At 65.9% G+C, this 20,415-nt stretch carries 16 protein-coding genes; 12 read left to right on the top strand and 4 right to left on the bottom strand.

Annotated elements, in window-relative coordinates:
* Nucleotides 1–12 precede the first annotated feature (12 nt).
* Entirely contained in the window at nucleotides 13–1,932 is a 1,920-nt protein-coding gene (dxs, locus tag ACW179_RS18770) for a 1-deoxy-D-xylulose-5-phosphate synthase (RefSeq protein ID WP_492060969.1), read from the top strand.
* Between the two features lie 97 nt (nucleotides 1,933–2,029).
* Here the strand turns inward: dxs and flgH are convergent, their stop codons facing one another.
* The 4 genes from flgH to flgF are packed head-to-tail and all read right to left on the bottom strand — an operon-like array spanning nucleotide 2,030 to nucleotide 5,060.
* A complete protein-coding gene (flgH, locus tag ACW179_RS18765; protein ID WP_492060968.1) occupies nucleotides 2,030–2,761 on the bottom strand; it encodes a flagellar basal body L-ring protein FlgH in 732 nt (243 codons plus the stop codon).
* An 11-nt stretch (nucleotides 2,762–2,772) separates the two neighbouring features.
* Nucleotides 2,773–3,516 (bottom strand): flagellar basal body P-ring formation chaperone FlgA, encoded by a 744-nt coding sequence (gene flgA, locus ACW179_RS18760; RefSeq protein ID WP_492060967.1) that lies wholly within the window; start codon nucleotides 3,514–3,516, stop codon nucleotides 2,773–2,775.
* A 4-nt stretch (nucleotides 3,517–3,520) separates the two neighbouring features.
* Complete coding sequence (gene flgG, locus ACW179_RS18755; RefSeq protein WP_492060966.1) at nucleotides 3,521–4,309, bottom strand: flagellar basal-body rod protein FlgG; 789 nt, start codon at nucleotides 4,307–4,309, stop codon at nucleotides 3,521–3,523.
* 13 nt (nucleotides 4,310–4,322) lie between these two features.
* Nucleotides 4,323–5,060 (bottom strand): flagellar basal-body rod protein FlgF, encoded by a 738-nt coding sequence (gene flgF / locus ACW179_RS18750; RefSeq protein WP_492060965.1) that lies wholly within the window; start codon nucleotides 5,058–5,060, stop codon nucleotides 4,323–4,325.
* A gap of 223 nt (nucleotides 5,061–5,283) precedes the next feature.
* On the opposite strand from flgF, the gene fliL reads away from it, so the two are divergent.
* The 11 genes from fliL (at nucleotide 5,284) to ACW179_RS18695 (ending at nucleotide 20,405) form a co-directional block, all read left to right on the top strand.
* Complete coding sequence (gene fliL / locus ACW179_RS18745; RefSeq protein ID WP_492060964.1) at nucleotides 5,284–5,910, top strand: flagellar basal body-associated protein FliL; 627 nt, start codon at nucleotides 5,284–5,286, stop codon at nucleotides 5,908–5,910.
* Between the two features lie 30 nt (nucleotides 5,911–5,940).
* Entirely contained in the window at nucleotides 5,941–7,086 is a 1,146-nt protein-coding gene (fliM, locus tag ACW179_RS18740; protein ID WP_492060963.1) for a flagellar motor switch protein FliM, read from the top strand.
* On the top strand, nucleotides 7,083–7,658 hold the full coding sequence (locus tag ACW179_RS18735; RefSeq protein ID WP_492060962.1) for a DUF6468 domain-containing protein: 576 nt from the start codon (nucleotides 7,083–7,085) through the stop codon (nucleotides 7,656–7,658). The genes fliM and ACW179_RS18735 overlap by 4 nt, the downstream gene beginning before the upstream one ends.
* Nucleotides 7,655–8,449 carry a MotE family protein gene (locus tag ACW179_RS18730; protein WP_492060961.1) on the top strand — a complete coding sequence of 265 codons (795 nt, stop codon included), beginning with the start codon at nucleotides 7,655–7,657 and terminating at the stop codon, nucleotides 8,447–8,449. The genes ACW179_RS18735 and ACW179_RS18730 overlap by 4 nt, the downstream gene beginning before the upstream one ends.
* Before the next feature lie 7 nt (nucleotides 8,450–8,456).
* Nucleotides 8,457–11,318 carry a tetratricopeptide repeat protein gene (locus ACW179_RS18725; RefSeq protein ID WP_492060960.1) on the top strand — a complete coding sequence of 954 codons (2,862 nt, stop codon included), beginning with the start codon at nucleotides 8,457–8,459 and terminating at the stop codon, nucleotides 11,316–11,318.
* Between the two features lie 245 nt (nucleotides 11,319–11,563).
* Nucleotides 11,564–13,018, top strand: coding sequence for a glucose-6-phosphate dehydrogenase (gene zwf / locus ACW179_RS18720; RefSeq protein ID WP_492064354.1), 1,455 nt, complete (start codon nucleotides 11,564–11,566; stop codon nucleotides 13,016–13,018).
* A 2-nt stretch (nucleotides 13,019–13,020) separates the two neighbouring features.
* Nucleotides 13,021–13,713: a 6-phosphogluconolactonase gene (pgl, locus tag ACW179_RS18715; RefSeq protein ID WP_492060959.1), complete on the top strand. Its 693-nt coding sequence runs from the start codon at nucleotides 13,021–13,023 to the stop codon at nucleotides 13,711–13,713.
* Nucleotides 13,714–13,717: 4 nt separating this feature from the next.
* Complete coding sequence (edd, locus tag ACW179_RS18710) at nucleotides 13,718–15,529, top strand: phosphogluconate dehydratase (RefSeq protein ID WP_492060958.1); 1,812 nt, start codon at nucleotides 13,718–13,720, stop codon at nucleotides 15,527–15,529.
* Between the two features lie 14 nt (nucleotides 15,530–15,543).
* Nucleotides 15,544–16,533 (top strand): glucokinase, encoded by a 990-nt coding sequence (gene glk, locus ACW179_RS18705; protein WP_492060957.1) that lies wholly within the window; start codon nucleotides 15,544–15,546, stop codon nucleotides 16,531–16,533.
* Nucleotides 16,534–16,633: 100 nt separating this feature from the next.
* A complete protein-coding gene (locus tag ACW179_RS18700) occupies nucleotides 16,634–17,662 on the top strand; it encodes a LacI family DNA-binding transcriptional regulator (RefSeq protein ID WP_492060956.1) in 1,029 nt (342 codons plus the stop codon).
* Nucleotides 17,663–17,936: 274 nt separating this feature from the next.
* A complete protein-coding gene (locus ACW179_RS18695; protein WP_492060955.1) occupies nucleotides 17,937–20,405 on the top strand; it encodes a glycoside hydrolase family 3 protein in 2,469 nt (822 codons plus the stop codon).
* The last annotated feature ends 10 nt before the right edge of the window (nucleotides 20,406–20,415 follow it).

The raw sequence follows: 20,415 nt of genomic DNA, 5'->3' as shown, positions 1-20,415 counted from the left end.
CTTTCTTCGGACATGACGACCGTGACCCCTCTCCTCGACAAGATCGCTTCACCCGCCGACACGCGCGCGTTTTCGGTGGCGGAACTCAAACAGCTGGCAAGCGAAGTGCGCGCCGCGACCATCGACGCTGTCTCCGTGACCGGCGGTCACCTGGGCGCGGGCCTGGGCGTGGTCGAACTGACCGTCGCCCTGCACCACGTCTATGAGACGCCCAAGGATATCCTGATCTGGGACGTCGGCCATCAGGCCTATCCCCACAAGATCCTCACCGGGCGGCGCGATCGCATCAAGACCCTGCGTCAGGGCGGTGGCCTGTCAGGCTTCACCAAGCGGGCCGAGAGCGAATACGACCCGTTCGGAGCGGCCCATGCGGCCACCTCGATCTCGGCTGCCCTGGGCTTCTGCGCCGCGCGCGACGCCAAGGGCGAAGACAACCGCGTCGTGGCCGTGATCGGCGACGGCTCGATGAGCGCCGGCATGGCCTATGAGGCGATGAACGCGGCCACCGACACGACCAAGCAGCTGACTGTCATCCTCAACGACAACGACATGTCGATCGCTCCGCCCGTCGGCGGGATGAGCGCCTATCTGGCCAATCTCGTGTCCGGCGGGGCCTATCGCAAGGTCCGCAAGCTGGGCAAGACGGTGGTCGAGAAGCTGCCGACCCCGATGCGCGAAGCCGCCCGCAAGGCCGAGGAATATGCCCGCGGCATGGTCACCGGCGGCACCTTCTTTGAGGAACTGGGCTTCCACTATGTCGGCCCCATCGACGGCCACGACATGGACGCCCTGGTCTCGGTGCTGAAGAACGCCCGCGAGTTCAAGGAAAAGCCGGTTCTGGTTCACGTCGTGACCCAGAAAGGCAAGGGCTATGCCCCCGCCGAGGGCGCGGCCGACAAGCTGCATGCAGTGGTCAAGTTCGACGTCGTCACCGGCCAGCAGCAAAAGGCCGCCGCGGGCCCGCCTAGCTACACCAAGGTGTTCGCCCAGGAGCTGGTCAAGCAGGCCGAGGCCGACTCCAAGATCGTCGCCATCACCGCCGCCATGCCGTCGGGCACGGGTCTGGACCTGTTCCAGAAGGCCTTTCCAGAGCGGACCTTCGACGTCGGCATCGCCGAGCAGCACGCGGTGACCTTCGCCGCCGGTCTCGCGGCTGACGGCATGAAGCCGTTCGCGGCGATCTATTCCACCTTCCTGCAGCGCGGCTATGACCAGGTGGTCCACGACGTGGCCATCCAGCGTTTGCCGGTGCGCTTCGCCATGGATCGCGCAGGCCTGGTTGGTGCCGATGGCCCAACCCACGCCGGCACCTTTGACATCGGCTTCATGGGGGCTCTGCCCGGCATGGTGCTGATGGCCGCCGCCGACGAGCTGGAACTGGCCCGCATGGTCGCCACCGCCGTCGAGATCGACGACCGTCCCAGCGCCTTCCGCTATCCGCGCGGCGAGGGTTTGGGCCTCGAAATGCCGGTTGGCTGCGCCGAGCCGCTGGAGATCGGCAAGGGCCGCATCGTCCGCGAAGGCACCAGCGTCGCCATCGTGTCGTTCGGCACGCGCCTGACCGAGAGCCTGAAAGCCGCCGACCTGCTGGCCGCGCGCGGCCTCTCGGCCACCGTCTGCGACGCCCGCTTCGCCAAGCCGCTGGATATCGACCTGCTGTTGCGGCTGGCCCGCGAGCATGAGGCGATCATCACGGTGGAAGAGGGGGCCATGGGCGGTTTCGGGGCCTTTGTGCTGCAGGCCCTGGCCACGCACGGCGCGCTGGATCGCGGCCTGAAGATCCGCACCCTGGTGCTGCCCGACGTCTTCCAGGACCAGGACAAGCCCGACCTGATGTACGCCCAGGCCGGTCTCGACGCCGAAGGCATCCTGCACGGCGCGCTGGCGGCCCTGGGTGTCGACAATGCCTCGGCGGCGGGGCGGCGGGCTTAGGGCCTCACGGCAGCCCACTCTAGTCGCTAGCCCTATACGCAACAGGCGCGGACACCCTTGCGGGGCCGCGCCTGAAGGGAAAGTCGGCTGATCGCGATCAGAACGGCGAGAAGCGCTCGACCAGGGCCTGACCGGCCGGGGTCTTCTGCACGCGGCTGATATCGCCCCGGCCGCCATAGCTGATGCGGGCCTCGGCGATCTGGGTGTGCCTGATCGTGTTGGCCGAGGAGATGTCTTCGGGGCGCACGATGCCGGCCACTGTCAGCTGGCGCAGTTCGGCGTTGGTGCGCACTTCCTGGGTGCCCTGGATAACCATGTTGCCGTTGGGCATGACCTGGCTGACCACGGCGGCGATGGTCAGGCTGATCTTTTCCGACCGGCTGACGCTGCCGCCGCCGTTGTTGCTGAAGGTGGAGTCGGTGCCGATGGCGTTGGCCGGATCGAAGCCGCCCGGGAGGATCTTGCCCAGGCTGGACTCCAGGCCCAGCAGGTTGCTCACCCCGGCCTTGGTGCTGGAGGTGCGCGAGCTGGCGGTGGTGTTCTTGGTGCTGGCGCTGTCGTCGATGTCGATCTGGACGGTCAGAATGTCACCGATCTTGCTGGCGCGCTGGTCGTTGAAGAAGGCGCGCGCGCCCACCCGCCACAGCGAGTTGGCGGAAGCGGCCTGTGGAGCCACGTCGCGGGAGGCGACGAACTGCTGGGTCATCGGGGCCAGCTGCGCCGGATAGCCAACCGGCGCCAGTTCAGGACCCTTCACCGCTTCGGTGACAGTCGAGCAGGCGGCCAGCGGGGCCAGCAGGATGACGGCGGCGAGGAGGGGAGAGCGCATGGCGATGACCTCTAGCGAGCGGCGTAGCGAACGGGTGAGCGGTTGGCCTTCAGGCGCTGGGCCTGGGGACCGACGACGGCGGAACCGGGGCCGGTGGCGACGGCCTCGATGATTTTCTTGGACAGGGTGTTCTGAAGGGCGAAGGCATCGCCGACTGCGGCGGCGGCCATGGCCTTGCCCTGCAGGGTCAACGAGATGCCACCATCCTCATAGGTGACGGAAACCAGGTCGCCGGATTTGATGACCTGGGCGGCTGAAACGTCGCGCAGCGAGGCGACTGCGCCCTGGCGCAGCGGGCGGCGGACGCTCATGCCGATCAGGGCGTCGGCGTCGCCCGGCGAGTCGCTGGGGGCGGCGGCGACCTTGGTCCAGATCAGGTCTTGCGGCTGGACGATTTCGCCGGCCGCCAGGCTGCGGGCATAGGCAAGAACTTCCACATTGCCGCGCACAGCGGTCGGTGCGCTGCCGCCGTCACCGCCCTGGCGCACAACGATCCGGCGGATGCCCTGCGAATTGCTCCAGTCCAGGCCTGCGCGGCGGGCGGCCGACTGCACCATTCCCGCATCCAGCACGGCCGACGGACCCACCCGCGTGGCGACCAGCACATTTGAACCGGCTCCCGCGCCTTCGAACAGGTCGCCCAGGGTGACCCGGCCGTCGGCGTCGGTAGTGTCGAAGCGCAGGGTGACCGGCTGGCCGGCCAGGGCCGGGGCGGCGATCAGGAGGGCGCAGGCGGCCAGAAGCAGGCTTTTCATGATCCTATGACCTCAGCTGCGAGGTGGCCTGGAGCATCTGGTCGGCCGTTGTGATGACCTTGGAGTTCATCTCGTAGGCGCGCTGGGCGACGATCAGGGCGGTGATCTCGCTGACTGCGTCGACATTGCTGGACTCGGTGTAGTTCTGCAGCAGGGTGCCGAAGCCAGGCTGGCCGGGGGCAGCGACATTGGCGGGGCCCGAGGCACCGCTTTCCATCAGCAGGTTGTCGCCGATGGCCTCCAGGCCGCCCTCGTTCATGAAGTTGGCCAGCTCGATCTGACCCACGGGCTGGGGCTGGGCCGAGCCGTCGATGGTCACCTGCACCAGCCCGGTCTTGCCGATGGTGATGGCGGTGGCGTTCTGGGGGATGGTGATCCCGGGCTGGACGAGATAGCCGTCCTCGGTCACGACCTGGCCCTGGTCATTGGTCGAGAAGTTGCCGGCGCGGGTGTAGCCCGTCTCGCCCGAGGGCAGCAGCACCTGCAGGTAGCCCTTGCCCTGTATGGCCACGTCCAGCTCGTTGTTGGTCATGGTGGGCGTGCCCTGCTCGGTGATCCGATAGACCGAGCCGGCCTTGACGCCGCCGCCGACCTGGACGCCCGTGGGGACCACGTTGCCGTCGCTTGACGACTGGGCACCGGCCCGTTCGATGGTCTGATAGAGCAGGTCCTGGAATTCGGCCCGCTGACGCTTGAAGCCAACAGTATTCATGTTGGCGATGTTGTTCGAGATCACTTCGACATTCAGCTGTTGGGCCGACATGCCGGACGCGGCGGTACGCAGAGCTTGCATGATCTAGGGTCCCTTAATTGACTTTGCCGAGGCGCTCGACGGCGGAGCGCGTCAGTTCGGCGGTGTTGTCCATCATCTTGGCCATGCTCTCGTAGGCGCGGAGCACCTCGATCATTTTCGTGATCTGCACGACGGACTGGACGTTGGAGGATTCCAGCATGCCCTGGTGCACAACCGCGTCGGGTGCCGGCTGAAGGGTGACGTTGGCGACATTGCGGTAGAGGTTGTCGCCGTCCTTGCGCAGGGCCGACAGGTCGTCGGCGCGGACCACGGCGATCTTGCCCACCCGGACCTGGCCCTGGCTGATCGAGCCATCCTTGCCGATGGTGACGGCACCCAGCAGGGGATTGATCGTGATCTCGCCGCCGCCTTCATCCAGAACCGGCGCGCCGGCCTGGGTGACCAGCTTGCCCTCCGGATTGGTGGTGAAGCGGCCGTCGCGGGTGTAGCGCTCGCCGCCTGCCGTCTGAACCTTGAAGAAGCCCTGGCCTTCGACGGCCAGGTCGAAATCACCGCCGGTCTTGGTCATTGCGCCCTGGGTGAAGTCGCGGATCACGCCGTCATCCAGCACGAACTTGACGGGGTTTGACCCGCCCAGGGTGCGGGCGGGGCTGGCGGGCTCTGTGCGGATCATCAGGTCTTCGGTCTTGAAGCCCGTCGTGTTCGCATTGGCGATGTTGTTGGCCACGATGTCGAGTTCGCGACGCAGCGTCATCTGCCGCGAAAGGCCCACAAACAGTGCGTTGTCCATGACGTTTACCCGGACGGCTGGCGCGACAATTACGCCGACAGGGTCATTGCAACCTTTGGGCCAACTCGAAAATGTCAATGAAAACAATAGATAGAAAGGTTAACGAGGGGGTGTTGGGCGGAGTCTGCCGGGCAGATTCAGCCTGCGGCGAAATGGCCTCCAAAACACATCGTTAACCATGCTGAGCCATCAGTAGGGGCATAGATTCCAAGGAACCGCGCGCGTGGCCAAGAAACCCCCAAAGGAAGCTCCCGCCCCCGAAGGCGAAGAGGGCGCAGCCGAGGGCGAAGCGCCTGCCAAGAAGAAGCCACCGATCATCCTGATCGCGGCGGCTGCCGGCGTTCTGGTGCTGGGTGGCGGCGGTGCTGCGGCCTTCTTCCTGCTCAAGCCCAAGCCTGCCGCCCATGGCGAAAAGGGTGCGGAGGAGCACGGTAAGGAAAAGAAGGAAAAGAAGAAGGACGATAAGAAGAAGGAAGGCGAGAAGGGCGCTGAAAAGGCCGCTGAGGGTGCCGCCGGCACGCCGGTGATCAAGGAAGGCCCCGACGGGATCGTCTTTTATACCCTGCCTGATATTGTCGTGAACATGCAGACGGCGGACGGCAAGACCACCTTCCTGAAGCTGAAGCTGACCTTCGAGTTGCCCGACGAGGAAACCGCCGAGGTGCTCACGCCGAATCTGCCCAGACTGTCGGACATGTTCCAGACCTTCCTGCGGGAGTTGCGCCCGGAAGATCTGAACGGCAGCCAGGGCGCTTACCAACTGCGTGTCGAGCTGCTGCGTCGCGTCAATCTCGTCGCGGCGCCGTCCAAGGTGAACGCTGTCCTGATCGAGGAGATGCTGATCAACTAGCCCCCTCGGGAGCTGGTTGGGCGAACCAATATGGCGGACGAAATCGACGATCAGGCCGCGATGGCTCAATGGGCCTCGGAGAATCCTCCGGGAGGCTTCGACCAGCCCGCCGGTGGCGGCAACGAGTTCGGCGATTTCAGCGGCGGCATGGGTGGCGGCGGCTGGGACGATGGCGGCGGCGACATGATGGGATCCGAAAGGATCCTGAACCAGGACGAGATCGACAGCCTGCTGGGCTTCGACCTGTCGGGCGATGGCGGAGACGACCGTACCGGCATCCGGGCGATCATCAATTCTGCCCTGGTCAGCTACGAGCGTCTGCCGATGCTCGAAATCGTCTTCGACCGCCTGGTGCGGTTGATGACCACGTCACTTCGCAACTTTACCTCGGATAACGTCGAGGTCAGCCTCGACAACATCAGCTCGATCCGTTTCGGCGACTATCTCAACTCGATCCCCCTGCCGGCCATTCTGGCGGTGTTCCGGGCCGAGGAGCTGGACAATTACGGCCTGCTGACGGTTGACTCCAACCTGATCTACTCGATCGTCGACGTGCTGCTGGGCGGGCGTCGCGGCACTGCGGCCATGCGTATCGAGGGCCGTCCCTACACGACCATCGAGCGCGTTCTGGTGCAGCGGATGATCGAGGTGGTGCTGCACGATCTGAAGAGCGCGTTTGAGCCCCTGCATCCGGTCAATTTCTCGCTGGACCGGCTGGAGACCAATCCCCGCTTTGCGGCCATCGCCCGACCGGCCAATGCCGCGATCCTGGTCAAGCTGCGGATCGACATGGAAGACCGCGGCGGTCGCATCGAGCTGCTGCTGCCCTATGCGACCCTTGAGCCGATCCGCAAGATGCTGCTGCAGCAGTTCATGGGCGAGAAGTTCGGTCGCGACAACATCTGGGAAGGCCACTTGGCCACCGAACTCTGGACCACCCAGATGGAGGTTCGCGCCGTGCTCGACGAGCAGCAGCTTCCCCTGTCGCGCGTACTGGACCTGAAGGTCGGCGACACCATGATGCTGAACGCCACGCCCGACAGCCTGGTCGAGCTGCGCGCCGGGGCCATCCCGCTGACGCGCGGCCGCATGGGCCGGCGCAATCATTCTATCGCCATCCGCGCAGAGGCTCCGCTGACGCCGGCCGCCAAGAAAGCGGTCCAGAAGCTGAAATGACGTTCGCCGCGCTCGCCCTGAACATCTTCCTGGCGGTCCTGCTGATCGTGGCCCTGGGCTTTGGCTGGCGGCTGGAGCGGCGGCTGAAAGCCCTGCGCGACAGCCATGTCGGCTTCGCCAAGGCTGTCGCTGACCTGGACCAGGCCGCCGCACGCGCCGAGCAGGGTCTGGCCGATCTGCGCGCCGCCACCGACGAGGCCTCCGAGGCCTTGGCTGACCGGATCGAGCGCGCCACGGTCCTGGCGGCCAAGCTGGATGAGCGCATCAATCGCCCCCTGGTCACGCCGCCGCCGGCCGCGCCCACTGCGGCCCTCGCCGCCCGCTCCGAGCCTGTCGCCCCCAAGGCCGACCGACGCCTGAAGGCCGAGGATTTCGAGCGCCTGCTTGAGCGCGAGGCCAAGGCCCGCCCGCCCAGCGCGGCCGTCCGTCCAGAACCTGCGCCGGGCCCCGCGTCTGCAAGGCCTTTGCCGCCCAAAGAAACCCCACGTTCACGCGCGCGGGTTGATGATGACCTTTTTGAGGGACCGGTCGAAACGCCGCGTCCCGGATCCAGTTTCAGAGACCGGCGATGAAGAACATTCCCCGTATCCTGCCGCTGGTCGGTGTCGCGGTCGGTGGCGTCCTGGCCATGAACGCCCTGGCCGGGGCCCGATCGCTGCCTGACATGATCAGTGGCGCCAAGGCGTTCGCTGAGGGCGCGGCCAAGCCGGCCGGCTCCAAGGCAGGGCAGGGTGAAGCAGCGGCCTCGGCTGAAAGCGCCGGGCGCGACGCCGCAGCCAAGGCTCCGGCCGCCGCGCCGCCGCGGGTCTGCGCCCCGTCGGCCAGTGACCTGGCGCGCGAGGCCGGCCTGTCGCCTGCCGAACTTCGCATCCTTCAAAGCCTGGGTGCGCGCCGCGGCCAGCTGGACCAGCGCGAACAGGACATCGACGTTCAGTTGCAGCTTCTGTCGGCTGCGGAAGCCAAGCTGGACGCCAAGGTCAAGGCTCTGAACGGCCTGAAGGGCGACATCCAGGGGCTGCTGGGCCAAGCCGACTCTCAGAAGTCGGCCGAGATCGATCGCATGGTCACCGTGTTCTCGGGTATGAAGCCCAAGGACGCCGCCGCCCGCATGACCATCCTGGACGACGCCGTTCGCGTGCCGATCGCCGCCAAGATGAAAGAGCGCACGCTCAGCTTGATCCTGGCCAATATGACGCCGACCGATGCCAAGGTGCTGACCGAGAAGCTCGCCAACCGCTTCGTCGGCGACGCGATCACCAAGGGCAAGGCGGCCGTCGCCGACAACGCCGCAAAGGCCGGTCCGCAAGGCACCCAGGCGTCCGCCGCTCCGCTGGCCGGCGCCGCGCCCAAGAAGGCCGGTTAGGCCCTCGATGAGCCTGCGCACGCTCCTGCGGACCGGTGTCGCGGCGGTTTGTATCGCCAGCGTGGCGGCACCGTCGGTCAATGCCGCCGGCCCCATCGCCGCTGCGCGTGGCGGCGTGGACGTGCGCGTGGCCCAGGCGGCTACTTTTTCACGGATCGAGTTCCACGGCGGCGCGCGGATGACCGTGAAGCGCGACGGTCAGGTCATGACCTTGCGCTTCAATCGTGACGCCAGTCCCGACATGACGGTGCTGGGCCTCACGCCCCCGCGCTGGGTCAAGTCTGCTCAGGCCCGTCGTACGGGCGGAGCGCTGGAAATCGTGCTGACCCTGGCCGACGACGCCGATGCGCGCACCGGTAATGCGGACGGCGCCGAGTTCGTCAATGTCTTCGCCAAGGCCGGAGCCATGGCCGATGCGGCCCAGACGCCGCCGCCCGCCGCGCCAATCGGCCGCCCAAACCCGATGCCGCCGGGCGGCGTCGTACGGGCCGCTTTCGAAAAGGCCGACTCCCAGGTTCGTCTCAATTTCAACTGGGCGGCACCCGCCGGGGCCGCCGTATTCCGCCGCGGCGAGGCGGTCTGGGTGGTGTTCGATACGCCTGCGCGGCTGGATATCTCCAAGCTGCCGGCTTCCAGCGCCCATTACAGCAAGCTGCAGGTCTTCAAGGGCGCTGACTATTCCGCTGTGCGGATCGTCACACCGGCGGGCGCGCCCTACTATGCCGAAGGTCTGGGTGGGCTGTGGACGATCAGCCTGGGAGCCGGCTCGCAGCCGACGCCCGACCCAATCCGCGTCGCTCGCGACGAGACCGCCAATCCGGCTACCCTGACGGCTGTGCTCGCCGGCGTAACCCGCGCCGTCTGGGTTGCCGATCCAGCGGTTGGCGACCGTCTGCTCGTCGCGCCGGCCCTGGCACCGTCAAAGGGCCTGCCCTCGCGACGCGAATATGTCGAGATGGCCCTACTGCCGTCCGCTCAGGGCCTGGCGGCCGAAACCTATGCCAGCGACATGATGGTCTCGACCGAGGGCGATCTGCTGCGGATCGGTCGGCCCAAGGGGCTGGTCCTGTCGCCGCTGTCGGTCTCGACCCCGCCGGAGATCGCGGCCGCCGGTGCCCCACAGCCTATGGCCATGCCGGCGCTGATCGATCTTGAGAACTGGCCAAAGACCGGGTCTGGCGGGTTCCTGGCGCGCTACAACGCCCTGCAGAGCGCCATCCCCGTAGCGGGCGAGGGCGAGGACAAGGCCGGCGACATCGGCGCGCGCATGGCTCTGGCCCGGTTCCTCGTCGGGTCGGGCATGGCCTATGAGGCCATCGGCGTGCTCAACGCCGCCGCCCGCAAGCACCAGACCCTGATGGGCGACGCAGAATTCCGCGGGCTGCGCGGCGTGGCCAGGGTGCTGGCCAATCGCCTGGCTGAGGCCGAAAGTGACTTCGCCTCTCCGGTTCTGGCCGATGATCCCTCCAGCGCCCAATGGCGTGGCTACATCGCCGCCCAGACGGGCGATTGGGCGCAGGCGCGCGAGAAGTTCGCCGCCGCCGGTCGTGCCCTTGATCTTTTCCCGCCGCTTTGGCGTGCCCGCTTTCTGCACGCCCAGGCCAAGGCGGCGCTCGGAACCGGCGATCTGGGAGGGGCAGCCCGGCTGGTCGGCGACGCCCTAAAGCAGCCCAAGGTTCCCGTCGCCGACCAGTTGGACATTCGCCTGACCCAGGCCCGGATCTTCGAGGCCAAGGGCGAGAAGATGCGCGCCTTGCGCATGTACCAGGCCATCGCCAAGGCACCCATCGACAGGCTGGCGACGCCGGCCATGCTGTACGCCACCCAGATTCGTCTGGCCAAGGGCCAGATTGACGCGGCAACGGCAGCCAACGAGCTCAACCAGCTTCGCTTCCGCTGGCGCGGCGACGGGGTCGAACTGCAAACCATCCGGGGTCTTGGCAAGCTCTATATCGACCAGGGGCGCTATCGCGAGGCGCTGGAAGTCCTGCGTTCGGCGGGTAACCAGTCGGATCATCCCGAAGCGCTGGCTCTGCGCAACGACCTCAACACCGCGTTTCGGGCACTCTTCCTGGACGGGCTGGCCGACGGCATGCAGCCGATCCAGGCCGTCGGCATGTTCTATGACTTTCAGGAGTTGACGCCGATCGGCGTCGATGGAGACCAGATGGTGCGCAACCTTGTGCGCCGCCTTGTCGACGTCGATCTGCTGGACGACGCCGCCAAGCTGCTGAAGTACCAGGTCGACAATCGCCTGAACGGTGTGCCCAAGGCCCAGGTGGCGACTGATCTGGCCTGGATCTACCTGATGAACAAGCAGCCCGAGAGCGCGCTGCAGGCCATCAACGATACCCGAACCACCATCCTGCCCGCAGGACTGAACGCCGAACGGCGTCTGGCGACCGCGAGGGCCTATATGGGTCTTGGTCGTTATGATGCGGCGCTTGAACTGGTCGAGAAGGACAACAGCCGCGACGCCCAGGATCTGCGTGCCGACATCGCCTGGAAGCAGCGCACCTGGCCTGTGGCCGGCGCACTCTACGAGAAGGCGCTGGCAGATCGCTGGAAGGGGCAGGGGGCCTTGTCGGTGGGCGAAGAGGGGCGCTTGCTGCGCGCCGGCGTCGCCTACAGCCTGGCAGACGATGGCGCCGGCCTTGGGCGCCTGCGCCAGCGCTATTCGGGCTTCATCGAAGGCGCGGCCAACCCCGAAGGGCTGCGGGTGGCCCTGTCGGGGATGGATGTCGAATCGCTGTCCAGCGCTGACTTCGGCCGCGTGACCGCCGACAACGAGGCCTTTGGCGGCTGGGTTGCCAAGATGAAGGATCGTTTCCGTGCCGCACGTCCTGCCGGAACCGCCGCGCGCGGGTAGGGCCGAGTTGAAATCTACCCCCAGAAGCCCCTGAGTTCAGCCGCTCGCGCACAAGATGTTCGCGATGGCGCGGCGTTCGGCGCGAACATCCTCCGAAATGCGATTGGTCTTATGGCGGGTGCCCTGCGTTTGGCCTAGGTAGAGCCTGCCCGACTTCCCGGGCGGAACGTTGATCTGCGGCCGCTTGCCAAGCGCGCGCGGGCATGTCATGACAACGTTGTCATAGGGTGGAAGATCTAGTGAATATGACCAACGACGGCGAAAATGGCCGCGAGGTACTGGTTCTGCTTGGCGGAGCCGGGGACCTGGCCCTGCGGATGCTGCTGCCCTCCCTCTATTTTCTGGAGGTTGATCGCCTCCTGCCGCATGACATGCGGATCGTCGGCGTGGCTCGTGGAGATCACGACGCGGCCAGCTACAAGGCTCTGGTTCGCGAGCAGCTAGGAAAGCGCGCTACGGTCGAAGAGGCCGCTTGGGCCCGCCTGGCCGCACGCCTCGACTACATTTCGGTCGACATAACCAAGGATGAAGGCACGGCCAAGCTGGCCGAGCGCATTGGCGAGTACGGCTCGCTGGTGATCTTCTTCTCGCTGTCGCCCAGCCTGTACGGCCCGGCCTGCGCGGCGCTCAAGACGGCCGGCCTGACCGGACCTGAGACCCGGCTGGTTCTGGAAAAGCCGATCGGCCGCGACCTGGAAAGCTCGCGCGCCACCAACGCCGCTGTCGGTGCCGTGGTGGGCGAGGACCAGATCTTCCGCATCGACCACTATCTGGGCAAGGAGACCGTCCAGAACCTGACCGCCCTGCGGTTCGCCAACGTGTTGTTCGAGCCCCTGTGGGATCGCAACACCATCGACCACGTTCAGATCACCATCGCTGAAACCGAGAAGGTCGGCGACCGCTGGCCCTACTACGACGAATACGGCGCGCTGCGTGACATGGTCCAGAACCATATGCTGCAGTTGCTGTGTCTGGTCGCTATGGAGGCCCCGTCGGGCTTCGATCCCGATGCGGTGCGCGACGAAAAGGTCAAGGTTCTGAGGTCGCTGCGCCGCTTTACCAAGGATTCGGTCGCTCACGATACGGTGCGTGGCCAGTATGTGGCCGGCGTCGTCGAGGGCGCAGCGCGCGAGGGCTATCTGGACGAGGTTGGCAAGGCGACCAAGACCGAAACCTTCGTGGCGATGAAGGTGGCCATCGACAACTGGCGTTGGGACGGGGTGCCGTTCTTCCTGCGCACCGGCAAGAACCTTCCCGACCGTCGCACCCAGATCGTGGTCCAGTTCAAGCCTTTGCCACACAACATCTTTGGTCAGGCCACTGATGGCGATCTGGTCGCCAATCGCCTGGTCATCGACCTGCAACCTGACGAAAACATCGTTCTGACCCTGATGAACAAGCGCCCCGGTTTGTCGGAAGAGGGGATGCGCCTGCAGTCCCTGCCGCTGTCGCTGTCGTTCAGCCAGAGCGGCGGCCGTCGCCGCATTGCCTATGAAAAGCTGTTCCTCGACGTGTTCCGCGGCGACCGCACCCTGTTCGTGCGCCGGGACGAGGTCGAGCAGGCGTGGAAGTTTATCGATGGCGTCTCGGCCGCCTGGGTCGAAGCCAATATCGAGCCCGCCCCCTATGCCGCCGGTACCTGGGGACCACAGTCGTCCAACGGTCTCATTGCGCCCGGTGGGCGTGCGTGGAAGGCTTGATCATGAGCTTGCCGACAATCGAGGCCTTTGCGAGCCGCGAAGCGCTCTATGACGCCGCTGCGGCCTTGCTGGTTTCGAGCCTGACAGCGGCTGTGACCGCAAACGGTGCTGCCGGCTTTGCCGCGACCGGGGGAACCACCCCGGCACCGGTCTATGAGCGCATGTCGGCCTTGCCGGCTCCGTGGGACAAGGTCACCGTGACCCTGACCGACGAGCGATTTGTGCCGCCGTCGGATGCCAGCAGCAATGAAGGCCTGGTTCGCCGTCATCTTCTGAAGGGCGAGGCCTCTGCAGCCCGTTTCGCGCCGCTGTTCTTCGAAGGGCTCGGTTCGGATGAAGCGGCCCGGGCCGCCGAGGCCGGTGTCGCAGAGGCCCTGCCGTTCGGCGTCGTGGTCCTGGGCGTCGGCGGCGATGGCCACTTCGCGTCGCTGTTTCCCGGTTCGACCGTTCTGGACGCCGGCCTCGACCCGGCGAACAACCGACTGGTCCTCGCGGTGCCCGCCGGCCAGCCGGCTCCCGATCTGCCGCGCCTGAGCCTCACCTTTGCAGCGCTGACCCGAACCTCGCTGATCGTCCTGCTGGTCACCGGGCAGGCCAAGCGGGATCTCCTGCAGGCCCCCGTCGATCCTGCCTTGCCGGTTGCCGCCATTCTCAACCAGGACCGCGTGCCGGTCCGCATCCTTTGGGCCGAGTAGCGCCATGAGCCTCAACCCCGTTATCGCCAGGGTCACGGCCCGGATTATCGCGCGCAGCAAGGACAGCCGCGCCGCCTATCTGGCCCAGATGGATGAAGCGATCGCCAGCAATCCGGGCCGTGCCAAGCTGTCCTGCGCCAACTGGGCCCACGCCTTCGCCGCGTCCCCCGGGATCGACAAGGTCCGGGCCCTCGATCCGAACGCGCCCAATATCGGCATCGTGTCGGCCTATAACGACATGCTTTCGGCCCACCAGCCGCTGGAAGAGTATCCGGCCCTGATCAAGGTCGCTGCGCGCGAAGCCGGCGCCACCGCCCAGTTCGCCGGTGGCGTTCCGGCCATGTGCGATGGCGTCACCCAGGGCCGTCCTGGCATGGAGCTGTCGCTGTTCTCGCGCGACGTGATCGCCATGGCCACGGGCATCGCCCTGACCCACGACGCTTTCGACAGCGCGCTCTATCTGGGCGTCTGCGACAAGATCGTACCGGGCCTGGTGATCGGCGCCCTGACCTTCAGTCACTTGCCGGCCCTGTTCGTGCCGGCCGGTCCGATGACCTCGGGTCTGCCTAATTCGGAAAAGGCCCGCATCCGCGCGCTCTATGCCGAGGGCAAGGTCGGCCGCGAGGAACTGCTGGCCGCCGAAAGCGCCAGCTATCACGGCCCGGGCACCTGCACCTTCTATGGCACGGCCAACACCAACCAGATGCTGATGGAACTGATGGGCTTCCATCTGCCCGGCTCGGCCTTCGTGCATCCCAACACGCCGCTGCGCGAAGCCCTGGTCAAGGAAGCCGCGCGGCGCGCCGCAGCCGTAACCGCCAAGGGCAACGAGTACATTCCGGTCGGCCGGATGATCGACGAGAAGTCGGTCGTCAATGGCGTGGTCGGCCTGATGGCGACCGGCGGCTCGACCAATCTGGCCCTGCACCTGATCGCCATGGCCCACGCGGCCGGCGTCATCCTGACCGTCGAGGATCTCGATGAGATCTCGCGGGCAACACCGCTGCTGGCCCGGGTCTATCCGAACGGTTCGGCGGATGTGAACCACTTCCAGGCGGCTGGTGGCATGGCCTTCGTGATCCGCGAACTGCTCAAGGCAGGCCTGGCCCACGAGGATGTCCTGACCATCGCAGGCCCGGGCCTGTCGCGCTATGCCCAGGAGCCCTACCTGGACGACGGCGAACTGAAGTGGCGCGAGGGAGCGGTCGAAAGCCTCGACACCGCCATCGTCCGTCCGGTCTCCGACGCCTTCAGCCCGGAGGGCGGTCTGCGCCTGCTCAGCGGCAATCTCGGTCGCGGCGTTATGAAGATCTCGGCGGTGAAGGCCGAGCATCACACCATCACCGCGCCGGCAGCCGTCTTCCAGGAGCAGGAAGACTTCATCGCCGCCTTCAAGCGTGGCGAACTGGACCGCGACGTTGTGGTCGTCATGCGCTTCCAGGGGCCGGCAGCCAACGGCATGCCCGAACTCCACAATCTGTCGCCATCGATCTCGGTTCTGCTGGATCGTGGCTACAAGGTCGCCCTGGTGACCGATGGCCGGATGTCGGGGGCTTCGGGCAAGACCCCGGCGGCTATCCACGTCACGCCGGAAGCCGCCAAGGGTGGGCTACTGGCCTATGTCCAGGACGGTGACGTCATCACCGTCGATGCCGCAAACGGCGAACTGAAAATCCTGGTGGACGAGGCGACCTTGCGCGCCCGGACGCCGGCGAACGTCCCGGCGTCCAAGCCGGGCTTTGGTAGGGAACTCTTCGGCTGGATGCGGACGGGGGTCGGCGCCGCCGACGCCGGCGCCTCCGTGCTTTTTGCTTGAGGAAGCGGATGCATATGAACGGCTTCAATGGCGGCGGGCTGGGCCTGGTCGGCGACATCGGTGGAACCAATGCCCGTTTCGCCCTGGTGGAATTCGACGGGCCTGATCCGCGTCTGATCGAGCCGACCGCCTACAAGGGCGAGGACTACAAGACCGCCGAGGACGCCATCGAGCACTATCTGGCCAAGGTCGGGGTCAAGCACCCCGATCAGGCGGTGGTCGCTGTGGCCGGTCCGATCGAGCACGGCACAGTCCATATGACCAATCTGGACTGGCGTATTTCGGAAGACAGCCTGCGTCGCGCCGGCGGCTTCCGTCAGGCCACGCTGATCAACGACTTTACGGCCCAGGCCCTGGCCGCGCCGCGCCTGTCGCCCAAGGATCTGCGCCAGATCGGTCCGCTGCCGACCTCAGGCGAGGGAGATCTGGCGATCCTGGGTCCGGGCACCGGTTTTGGGGTCGCCGGCATGGCGCGCCGGCACGGAGTCGACACGCCGTTGACCACCGAAGGCGGCCACATCGCCTTTGCGCCGACCGACGAGGTCGAGATCGAGATCCTGCGTCTGCTGGCCAAGAAATTTGGCCGGGTTTCGGTGGAGCGCATCCTGTCGGGTCCCGGCATGGAAGACCTGCATGTGGCCCTTGGCGACGCGGAAGGTCGCGAGGTTGAGCCCCTGGCCGCCAAGCAGATCACCGAACGCGCGGTTGAAGGCTGCGTCGACTGCCTCGCCACGATCGAGCGCTTCTCTGCCATTCTCGGCTCGACGGCAGGCGACCTGGCCCTGGCCCTGGGCGCGCGGGGCGGGGTTTTTATCGCCGGCGGTATCGGTCCCCGGATCATCGAGCAACTTGAGAACGGGCCGTTCCGCGCCCGTTTCGAGGCCAAGGGCCGGTTCGTCGACTATATGAAGTCGATTCCGACCCATGTGATCCTGCATCCCCACACCGCCCTGATTGGGGCGGCCGTAGCGATGACGCCCGACGGTCGTGCCTCCATTTCCTGAAGGGATATCGACGCCTTAGCATTCGAGGGTGTGGCCATGACAAGGCTGTCATGGCTTATTGCCTTACAAGCCGGACGAATCGGCACTGCGAGGGGCGGACTTGAGCACGAAGATCACGATCCATGACGTCGCCCGTGTGTCAGGCGTGTCGATCAAGACCGTTTCGCGGGTGCTCAACCGCGAGCCAAACGTCAAGGCCGACACGCGTGACCGGGTGCAAGCGGCGGTGGCAGCGCTGAAGTATCGCCCCAACATTTCGGCCCGCAGCCTTGCGGGCTCGAAGGCCTATCTGATCGGCGTCTTCTTCGACAACCCCAGCCCCGGATACATCACCGACGTCCAGCTCGGCGCGATCGCGCGCTGCCGGGAGGAGGGGTATCACCTGATCGTCGAGCCCCTCGATTCTACGGCCGATGACCTCGAGGCGCAGGTCGCGCCGATGCTGGCCAATCTGCGAATGGACGGTGTGATCCTGACGGCTCCGGTCTGCGATCATCCGATCGTAATGGATGCGCTTGAGCGGGAAGGCATCCCCTTTGTGCGGATCTCCCCGGGCTCGGATCTCGACCGCTCCGCGCGGGTCGGTATGGACGACAGGCTCGCGGCCTACGAGATGACGCGCCACCTTATCGACCTTGGACATCGCGATATCGGTTTCATCATCGGGCACCCGGATCACGGTGCATCCCATCTGCGTCAGCAGGGTTTCGTTGATGCGATGACCGATGCCGGGCTGCCGGTTCGTCCGGAGCGAATGGAGCAGGGCTACTTCTCATTCCGCTCGGGCTTTGAAGCGGCTGAGCGCATGCTTGCAGACGGCGACCGGCCTACGGCAATCTTTGCCAGTAACGACGACATGGCTCTCGGCGTGATGGCTGTCGCCAATCGCCTGCGTCTGAATGTGCCGGAGGCGCTTTCTGTGGCGGGCTTCGACGATACCCCGGGGGCCAAGGTGACCTGGCCACAACTGACAACGATCCGGCAGCCGATCGCCGCCATGGCGGGAGCGGCGGCCGATATGCTGCTGAAGGGCGTTACCTGGGACGAGGGCGCGCCCCCACCTTCAAGTCTGCTGGATTTTGAACTGGTGGTCCGGGAGTCAACCGGGCCGTGCATGGTCAATTCCTGACTGACACCTAAACTGCCAGTTTCAGGTTGACAGCGCTGTCTGATTACGTTGTCATTCCCTTCTATAAAACGATGGTCACTCCAAAGAGGGGGCCGCAGGAGGAAGCGCAATTTCCAGGCCATCCCTATGGGATCGCGAAGGCTGTTTGTCCGCCGCGCGGCTCCTCTTCCCCCAGATCTGAAGTCGTTCGCCCTGCACGCAAATGCGCGCGGGTTGCCATGTCCATGTCTCGCGGCCGGCTCCCGGCCGTTGGCTGAAAATTACGGGAAACGCCATGTTCGCTCGTCGCCGTCTCGCTTCCGCATCGGTCCTGGCCCTCTTGTTGGCAGGGGGGCTGAGTGGCGTTGCCGCAGCCCAGGCCCCCTCGGGCGTGGCCCATCCGGAGCTGTGGCCCAAGGCGGCCAGCCCGGCCTCGATCACGGACACCCGGACCGAAGCCTTCATCACCGACCTGATGGCCAAGATGAGCCTGGAGGAAAAGGTCGGGCAGACCATTATGGCCGACGGCTCGGCCATCGCTCCGGAAGACCTGCGCAAGTATCCCCTCGGGTCGGTGGAGGCCGGCGGCAATACCGCGCCGGACGGCAATGACCGCGCGACGGCAGCGCGCTGGGTGGAGTGGATCAGGGCCTATCGCGCTGTGGCGCTTGAGAAGCGGGAGGGCCAAAATGCCATCCCGATCATCTTCGGCATCGACGCCGTGCATGGTCACAACAACATCGTCGGGGCGACGGTCTTTCCACACAATATCGGTCTGGGGGCTGCGCGTGATCCTGACCTGATCCGCCGGATCGGGGAGGTCACGGCCACGGAAGTCGCGGCCACCGGCGCAGACTGGACCTTTGGCCCGACCCTGGCCGTGCCCCGCGACGAGCGCTGGGGCCGGACCTATGAAGGTTATGCCGAAGATCCTGAGGTCGCGAAGGCCTATGCGGGCCCAATGACTGTCGGGCTGCAAGGCGTTCTCAAGGCGGGCCGACCGCTGGCCTCAAACCATGTCGTGGGTTCGGCCAAGCACTTCGTGGCGGACGGCGGTACCGAAGGGGGCAAGGACCAGGGGGACGCCCTGCTGCCCGAGCAGGATCTGATCCGTCTGCATGCCCAGGGCTATCCGCCAGCCATCGAGGCCGGGATCCTGACCGTCATGGTCTCGTTTTCGAGCTGGAACGGCGTCAAGCATACAGGCAACAAGAGCCTGCAGACCGACGTTCTCAAGGGCCGCATGGGCTTTGAAGGCTTTATTGTGGGCGACTGGAACGCCCATGGCCAGGTCGAAGGCTGTACCAACACCAACTGCCCGCAGGCCTGGAACGCCGGCATGGACATGGTCATGGGCCCCGACAGCTGGAAGGGCCTTTTCGAAAACACCCTGGCCCAGGTCAAGGACGGAACCATCCCCATGGCCCGTCTGGATGACGCCGTACGTCGGGTTCTGCGTGTGAAGGTCAAGGCCGGCCTGTTTGACGCCAAGCGCCCCCTGGAAGGCCAGTTCCAGCTCCTCGGCGCACCGGCCCACCGGGCCGTCGCTCGTGAGGCCGTCCGCAAGTCGCTTGTCCTGCTGAAGAACCAGGGCGTCCTGCCGATCAAGAACTCGGCCCGGGTTCTGGTGACCGGCGACGGGGCGGATAACATCGGCAAGCAGGCGGGGGGCTGGACCCTGACCTGGCAGGGGACGGGGAACAAGAACAGCGACTTCCCGAACGGGCAGTCTATCTATTCGGGCATTGTCGATGCGCTGAAAGCCGGGGGCGGCTCGGCAGAGGTCTCGATGGATGGCAGCTTCAAGCAGAAGCCGGACGTCGCCGTGGTCGTCTTCGGTGAGAACCCCTATGCCGAGTTCCAGGGGGATCTGACCAATCTCGAGTACCAGCCCGGCGACAAGACCGACCTGGCTCTGATCAAGAAGCTGAAAGCTCAGGGGATCCCTGTCGTCGCGGTCTTCATGAGCGGCCGGCCACTGTGGACCAATCCCGAGATCAACGCCGCTGACGCCTTCGTGGCAGCATGGCTGCCGGGCAGCGAGGGGGGTGGCTTGGCCGATGTTCTGGTCGGCGACAAGGCCGGCAAGGCCCGTCACGACTTCTCCGGCAAGCTGTCCTTTTCCTGGCCCAAGCGCGCCAACCAGGTTCCGCTCAATCGCGGCGATGCGGGGTACGATCCCCAATTCGCCTATGGCTACGGGCTAAGCTACGCCAAGCCGGGCAAGTTCGGGGCCCTGTCCGAGGATCCTGGCATGGTCTCGGCGGCCGTCAATGTTGATCGCTACTTCGAGGCAGGACGCGCTCCGCCGCCCTGGACCCTGAATGTGGCTGGGGCGCTCTCAGTCAAGGCCATTGATGCCGGGGCCCAGGAGAATGCCCGCCTCGCTGACTGGAGCGGGCAGGGCAACGGGGCGCTGATTATTTTGGGCCAGCCGGTCGACCTGTCTCGCCAGACCACCGGCGACATGGCGGTGATGATCCGCTACCGGGTCGACGTCGCCCCGACAGGGCCGGTTTCCTTGGCGATCGGTTGTGGCGAATCCTGCAATGTCGGACTAGACGTAACGTCAACGTTCTCCAGTGCGAAAATCGGCGAATGGCGTACAGCCAAGATCAAATTGTCCTGCTTCAAGGCCAAGGGTGCCGATATGGCGCACGTTTCGTCCCCGTTCGCCCTGTCGACGGCCGGACGCTTCACGATGGCCTTTACCGAGATTCGACTGGCCTCCAACGAGGGCGACGCCGTCTGCCCCGTAAACTGAACCTAGCAAA

Source organism: Caulobacter sp. AVps18, from assembly GCF_058681425.1.
Note: the sequence above shows the minus strand (reverse complement) of the source record. Positions and strands in the feature narration are given on the sequence as shown.

Excerpts from the sequence above, each read along its gene's own strand:
- dxs (WP_492060969.1), top strand. The coding sequence starts at position 13 with ATGACGACCGTGACCCCTCTCCTCGACAAGATCGCTTCACCCGCCGAC.
- flgH (WP_492060968.1), bottom strand. The coding sequence starts at position 2,761 with ATGCGCTCTCCCCTCCTCGCCGCCGTCATCCTGCTGGCCCCGCTGGCC.
- flgA (WP_492060967.1), bottom strand. The coding sequence starts at position 3,516 with ATGAAAAGCCTGCTTCTGGCCGCCTGCGCCCTCCTGATCGCCGCCCCG.
- flgG (WP_492060966.1), bottom strand. The coding sequence starts at position 4,309 with ATGCAAGCTCTGCGTACCGCCGCGTCCGGCATGTCGGCCCAACAGCTG.
- flgF (WP_492060965.1), bottom strand. The coding sequence starts at position 5,060 with ATGGACAACGCACTGTTTGTGGGCCTTTCGCGGCAGATGACGCTGCGT.
- fliM (WP_492060963.1), top strand. The coding sequence starts at position 5,941 with ATGGCGGACGAAATCGACGATCAGGCCGCGATGGCTCAATGGGCCTCG.
- ACW179_RS18735 (WP_492060962.1), top strand. The coding sequence starts at position 7,083 with ATGACGTTCGCCGCGCTCGCCCTGAACATCTTCCTGGCGGTCCTGCTG.
- ACW179_RS18730 (WP_492060961.1), top strand. The coding sequence starts at position 7,655 with ATGAAGAACATTCCCCGTATCCTGCCGCTGGTCGGTGTCGCGGTCGGT.
- ACW179_RS18725 (WP_492060960.1), top strand. The coding sequence starts at position 8,457 with ATGAGCCTGCGCACGCTCCTGCGGACCGGTGTCGCGGCGGTTTGTATC.
- zwf (WP_492064354.1), top strand. The coding sequence starts at position 11,564 with ATGACCAACGACGGCGAAAATGGCCGCGAGGTACTGGTTCTGCTTGGC.
- pgl (WP_492060959.1), top strand. The coding sequence starts at position 13,021 with ATGAGCTTGCCGACAATCGAGGCCTTTGCGAGCCGCGAAGCGCTCTAT.
- edd (WP_492060958.1), top strand. The coding sequence starts at position 13,718 with ATGAGCCTCAACCCCGTTATCGCCAGGGTCACGGCCCGGATTATCGCG.
- glk (WP_492060957.1), top strand. The coding sequence starts at position 15,544 with ATGAACGGCTTCAATGGCGGCGGGCTGGGCCTGGTCGGCGACATCGGT.
- ACW179_RS18695 (WP_492060955.1), top strand. The coding sequence starts at position 17,937 with ATGTTCGCTCGTCGCCGTCTCGCTTCCGCATCGGTCCTGGCCCTCTTG.